Here is a 5,668-nt window from a genome sequence, read left to right as displayed (position 1 = left end):
GCCTCCGGCGCCGGCGCCGGCGCGGGGTCCGCCGCGGGCTCTGCCGGGCGGTCGGGAGCGCCCGCCGCGAAATGCACCGCGAAGGCGGCAGGCGGCAGCGGCTCGGGCGGCCGGGGCCGCTGCCAGGCCGCCAGCACCGCGAGCAGCGCGAGCCCACCATGCAGCAGGACCGAGGCGGCGAGACCCGGCCGGATGTCGTGCCCGCGCCGGCGGGCGGCGCCCCGGCGCGGCGGGATCGCGCGGCGGGGCGCGGCGCCCTCCCGGCCCGCGGGCCGCGAGGGCGGCCGAGGCGCCTCCGGCGGCAAGCGGACGGGCTACTCGCGCTCGCGGCGCGGAGGAGCGCCGCCCGCGGCGAACATGCCGAACATTCGCGCCATCGCCTCGCGCATCTGCTCGGGCGTCTGCGGCATCATCGGCATCCAGGCCTTCAGCAGGGCCTCGGGCGAGGTGGCGGAGATCGCCTGCAGCATCTGCTGCTGCAGCTTCTCCATCACCGCCTCCTGCATCGGGCGCAGGTCGGGCAGGCCGAGGAAGCGGCGCGCCTCCTCCGGCGTGCAGTCGATCTCGATGTTGATCTTCATCCCTCGCACCCTTCGCACCGGAGGCCGCCCGCCCGGGCGATATGGACCCTGCCGCGCGCCCCCGCCAGGGCGCGGTGCCGCCGGTTGCCGCCCGGCCGCGCCGCGATAGGCTGGCCGCGCCCCGAGGCGAGGAGAGGCGCGGATGCTGCGGTTCGGCAATTTCCTGTTCCCCGAGGCGCGGACGCCGGAGATGGACGCCCAGGTGATCGCGGAAAGCCTGGAGGAGGCGCAGCTCTGCGACGAGCTCGGCATGGAGGCGCTGTGGCTGGCCGAGCACCATTTCGACGGCAACTGCGCCTATGTGGACCCGGTCACCTTCGCCGCCGCGGTTGCCGCCTGCACGCGGCGCCTCAGCATCGGCTTCGCGGTGGCGCAGGTCTCGCTGCACCATCCGGTGCGGCTCGCCGAGCAGATCGCGCTGCTCGACAACCTGACGCAGGGGCGGCTGATCGTCGGCCTGGGCCGCGGCACCGCCTACAACGTCTACGAATACCAGGGCTACGGCATGGACTGGCGGGAGGCCGGGGCGCGCTACGAGGAGGCCGAGGCGGTGATGCTGCGGGCCTGGACCAGCCCCCAGGGCTTCGAGCACCACGGGCGGTTCTGGAGCCTGAAGGTGCCGCAGCTCCGCCCGCGCTGCTGGACCAGCCCGCATCCGCCGCTGCTGCGCGCCGCCTCCTCGGAGGAGGGGGCGCTGCGCCTGGCGCGGCGCGGCCTGCCCTTCCTGATGAACGTGCAGTCCCTGGCGGTGACGGAGGCGCGGCTGCGCGCCTATCGCCAGGCCATGGAGGAGGCCGGCCATGACGCCGCGCACATCGCGCGCTGCCTCGCCGCAAGCTGGGTCTGGCGCAACGTGGTGGTGGCCGAAACCGACGCCGAGGCGGCGCGCATCGGCCTTCCCGCCTTCGAGGCGATGCAGGCGCAGCGCCGCGCGCTCCGCGAGCGGATCCATGCCGAGCAGGGCCTCCGCATGGTGGAGGAGGCCGCGCCGCCGGCGCGGGTGCAGGCCGGGCACGCGCTGATCTGCGGCGCCCCGGACACGGTGGCGGCGCGCATGGGGGAGATCGAGGCCACCGGCGTCGGCGGCGTGATCTGCGCCTTCCGCCTGGGCCCGATGCCGGCGGAGGTGGCGCGGCGCTCCATCCGCCTGTTCATGGCCGAGGTGGCGCCGCGCTTCCGCGCGGATGGCCTCGGCGCCGCGTGACGACGGCTCAGGTGACGGGGCGGCCGCCGCCGCCGCCATGGCTGTGCTGCCCGCCCTTGCGCCCGGCCTCGGCCGCCTTGGCGCGGTCATTGGCGAAGTTGCCGGGGTTGTTGTGCCGGCCCTGCCTCTGGCCGCCGATGCGGCCCGCTTCGGCGGCGCGCCGGCGGTCATTGGCGAAATTGCCGGGGTTGCCCTTGCCACCGGAGAAGCGCTCACTGGCCATGGCCTGTCCCATCGCTTCGGGTCGTTCCGGGCCTCCGCCATGGAGGCTTGCGGGGACAACGCATGCGGTCGCAACCGTTTCCCGCGGGCGCCGCGACCCTCGGCCGCGAGGGCGGGCCGGATGCAGGAGGACACGCCATGCTTGATCCGAGCCCGATGCGGATCCTCGCCGCGCTCTGGCAGGAGGCGGGCCTGCCGGAGGCGGCGCTCGGCTGGGTGCGGCTGGCCGGGGAGGAGCCGGCGCTGCCCTCCTCCTTCCGCGTCGGCGCCGCGGCGCAGGCGAGCATCGCCGCCGCCGCCCTGGCCGCCGCCGAGGTGTGGCGCCGCCGCACCGGCCAGGCGCAGGAGGTGACGGTGGAGATGCGCCACGCCGCCCTGGAATTCCGCAGCGAGCATTACCTGCTGCGCGATGGCGCGCCGCCCGGCGAGCACCGGGATGCCATCGCCGGCACCTATCGCTGCGGCGACGGGTGCTGGCTGCGGCTGCACACCAACTTCCCGCACCACCGCGCTGGGGTGCTGCGCCTGCTCGGCTGCGCGGGCGAGCGCGCCGCGGTCGCCGCCGCGCTGCGGGCCTGGGGCGCCGAGGCGTTCGAGCAGGCGGCGGCCGAGGCCGGGCTGTGCGTGACGGCGATGCGGAGCTTCGCCGAATGGGACGTGCATCCGCAGGGCCGGGCGACCGCCGCCCTGCCGCCGCTCCGCATCGAGCGGATCGGCGAGGCGCCGCCCCGCCCGCTGCCGCCCGCCGCGGCGCGGCCGCTGGCCGGGATCCGCGTGCTCGACCTGACGCGCGTCATCGCCGGGCCGGTCTGCGGCCGGACGCTCGCCGCGCACGGGGCGGAGGTGCTGCACCTCACCGGGCCGCATCTTCCGTCCTTCCCGCAGCTCGTCCTCGACGTGAACCGGGGCAAGCGCGCCGCGCATCTCGACCTGCGGCGGGAGGAGGACCGCGCCACGCTGCGTGGCCTCGTCGCCGGCTGCGACGTGTTCGTGCAGGGCTACCGCCCTGGCGCCATCGCCGGCCACGGCTTCGGCCCCGAGGCGCTGGCGGCGCTGCGGCCGGGCATCGTCTGCGCCTCGCTCTCCGCCTATGGGGAGGTGGGGCCCTGGGCGGCGCGGCGCGGCTTCGACTCGCTCGTGCAGACGGCGAGCGGCTTCAACCATGCCGAGGCGGAGGCGGCGGGCGCCGAGGAGCCGAAGCCGCTGCCCTGCCAGGCGCTGGACCACGCCTCGGGCTACCTGCTGGCGTTCGGCAGCCTCGCCGCGCTGCTGCGGCGGGCGGAGGAGGGCGGGTCCTGGCATGTGCGCGTCTCGCTGGCCGGCACCGGGCGCTGGCTGCGCGGCCTCGGCCGGCTGCGCGAGGGCTTCGCGGCGCGGGTGCCGGGGATCGGGGAGATCGGCGACCTGCTCGAGGAGCACGACAGCGGCTTCGGCCGCCTGACGGCGCTGCGCCATGCCGGGCGGCTGAGCGGAACGCCGCCGCGCTGGGACCTGCCCTCCGTGCCGCTCGGCACCCATCCGCCGCGCTGGAAAGGCTGAGGCCCCCCTCACGGCGGGGCGAACTTCCTTGACCGGACGCGCCTGCCGCCTGCGGCGGCCGAGGCGGCGGAGGGTTCCGGGGGGGCGGCCTCTGCTCGGGCAGGCGGTCGAGCAGGGCGGTGATGGGGGTGGCGAGGCGGTGGGACACATCGCGCTCTGGCAGCATGGGCCGGGCGCTGAGCAGGTCGAGACGCTGGGCGAGGTCGAGGCCCTTCATGCCGAGCAGGCGCATGGCGCGGCGGGCGGCGCGGCGGAGCCGGTACTCGAGGGCGCGCAGCGCGGGCGGTGCCTTGGGGTGGGCGAGGGCCTTGAGCAGTCGGGTCCAGAGGCTGGACTGGGCGAGGCGGCGGAAGTGGTGGGCGATGGTGGTGCTGCGGCCGTAGTGCGTAGTGTTGGGGCCGGGCGCGCCAGGGCAGGCCGGTGGTGGCGGCGCGCAGCCTGGCGTCGAGGCGGGGGCGCGGATCGGTGCCGAGGGGGCGGCCCGGGCGGCGCTCGTGGCGGCGGAAGGGGCGGAGCGCCTGCCACTCGGCGCATCGGCGGGGCTCCCTGCGCGGCGGTGCGACGCGAACATACACAGAACATTAGCCGAGCGCAAGGAAAACCGGCGCACTCAGGATGGCGAGCCTTAATAGTATCGCGGCTTTCATGAACCATGTGGTACGGTCCCGATCCTTCCCAGCCTTGCCGCCAGATGGTGCCTCTCGAACCGATCCGGCCTCGCCTCCGCCCTTGGATGATCTGGGTCTTTGTCGCCTCGGTCATCGGGTTTGTCGCGGCCGCCTGCTTCCCCGGCGTGATGCGCCCCGACTCCTTCCACCAGTACGAGCAGGCGATCACCGGCCGCTACACGGACTGGCATCCGCCTGTCATGGCCTGACTGTGGCGGCGACTCGACTGGCTCGGCTCCGGTCCGGTTCCCAAGCTCTACCTGCACCTCCTGCTTTACGGCCTCGGCCTCGGGCTGATCGCCGACGGGCTGCGCGCCTCCGGACGCGGGGCGGCAGCGCTGCTGGTGCTGCTAGGCGGCCTTCTGCCCATCCCGCTCGGCTATCTCGGCGTGATCATGAAGGACACCACCCTGGCGGTCGCGCTGCTCGCGGCCTTCGGCGTGGCCGCCCGCTTCCGGCTGGCCGGCCGGTCGGTCCCCATCTGGGCCTGGCCAGCGCTGGCGGCGCTGCTCGCCTTCGCCATGCTGCTGCGCTTCAACGCGCCCTTCGCGGCGGTGCCGCTGATCCTCTACCTCCTGCCGGACACGTGGCGGATGGCGCCGGCGCGTCGGCTGGCCCTCGGCGCCGTCCTGCTGGCGGCCTCCCTGGTGCTGTCACAGGTGGCGAGTAGGGCGCTGTTCCGGCCTGAGGCCTCCGACGTGCGGCTGTCACCGATCGTCTACGACCTTGGCGGCATCAGCCGCTATTCGGGGCGCGACCACTTTCCTGACCTCGGGATCCCCGACCTCGCCGAGATGAACCGGCAGCGCTGCTACCAGCCAATCTGGTGGGACACCTATCTCTGGGGCGAATGCCGCCTCGTCTTCGAGCGGTTCCGGGAGGTGGTGCGGGAGGGCGAGGCGCAGCCGCTCCTGCTCTGGACCCGCGCGGTCACCGCCGAGCCGCTCGCCTATCTTCGCCACCGCGCCGCGCATGCAAACGCCAACCTGCGCTTCCTGCTGCCCTATGCGCGGGAGGACGTCACCTTCATCGAGACCTCGGACAACCCGCATGGCATCTCCTTCCAGCCGAACGCGCTGACCCTGGCGATCCGCGAGGCCGGCCTCGTCCAGGCCATGACCCCGGCCGGATGGCCGGCCGCCTGGCTCGCGGTGGCGCTCGGCTGGCTGATCCTGGCGCCGGCGCTGCGGCCAGGACCGGCGCGCGCGCTCCTTCTCGCGCTCGCCCTGTCAGCGCTCGCCTATGGCAGCAGCTATCTGGTCTTCAGCGTCGCCTCCGACCTCCGCTACCACCTCTGGACCATGTTCGCCGCAGCGATGACCAGCGCGATCGGCCTCGCCGAGGCGGCACGGCAGGCCGGCGGGCTGCCACGCCTCCGCTTGGCCGCCGCCGCTTCCCCCGCCACCGGCGTCGCTGCCACCGGACTAGGCCCGAGTAGCTCTGGCTGGAATCGG

6 protein-coding genes and 1 pseudogene are annotated in these 5,668 nt (G+C 74.9%); 4 read left to right on the top strand and 3 right to left on the bottom strand.

The annotated features are described in order from the left end of the window. Both ET526_RS21770 and ET526_RS19210 read right to left on the bottom strand, forming a co-directional pair. Positions 1-305, bottom strand: a pseudogene (locus tag ET526_RS21770) (hypothetical protein); the annotation flags it as partial. Between the two features lie 9 nt (positions 306-314). Further along, positions 315-581, bottom strand: coding sequence for a DUF6489 family protein (locus ET526_RS19210; protein WP_135470318.1), 267 nt, complete (start codon positions 579-581; stop codon positions 315-317). A gap of 142 nt (positions 582-723) precedes the next feature. Between ET526_RS19210 and ET526_RS19205 the strand changes: the two genes are divergently transcribed. Next, on the top strand, positions 724-1,785 hold the full coding sequence (locus tag ET526_RS19205; protein WP_135470316.1) for an LLM class flavin-dependent oxidoreductase: 1,062 nt from the start codon (positions 724-726) through the stop codon (positions 1,783-1,785). 7 nt (positions 1,786-1,792) lie between these two features. On the opposite strand, the gene ET526_RS19200 is transcribed toward ET526_RS19205, so the two are convergent. After that, positions 1,793-2,008, bottom strand: coding sequence for a con-10 family general stress protein (locus ET526_RS19200; RefSeq protein WP_158295639.1), 216 nt, complete (start codon positions 2,006-2,008; stop codon positions 1,793-1,795). Between the two features lie 137 nt (positions 2,009-2,145). Here ET526_RS19200 and ET526_RS19195 point away from each other — a divergent pair, with 137 nt between their 5' ends. The 3 genes from ET526_RS19195 to ET526_RS19190 all read left to right on the top strand — a co-directional run. Next, the gene (locus ET526_RS19195; protein WP_135470311.1) at positions 2,146-3,546 is read left to right on the top strand and encodes a CoA transferase; all 1,401 of its coding nucleotides are present in this window, start codon (positions 2,146-2,148) and stop codon (positions 3,544-3,546) included. 733 nt (positions 3,547-4,279) lie between these two features. Beyond that, positions 4,280-4,423: a hypothetical protein gene (locus ET526_RS21365; RefSeq protein ID WP_158295638.1), complete on the top strand. Its 144-nt coding sequence runs from the start codon at positions 4,280-4,282 to the stop codon at positions 4,421-4,423. A gap of 135 nt (positions 4,424-4,558) precedes the next feature. Beyond that, the coding region (locus tag ET526_RS19190) for a hypothetical protein (RefSeq protein WP_135470309.1) at positions 4,559-5,668 on the top strand (1,110 nt) is incomplete at its 3' end.

It is taken from the genome of Crenalkalicoccus roseus (assembly GCF_004761865.1).
GTDB lineage: Bacteria > Pseudomonadota > Alphaproteobacteria > Acetobacterales > Acetobacteraceae > Crenalkalicoccus > Crenalkalicoccus roseus.
The sequence above is the reverse complement of the archived record's forward strand: the minus strand, read 5'-3'. Positions and strand labels throughout refer to the sequence as shown.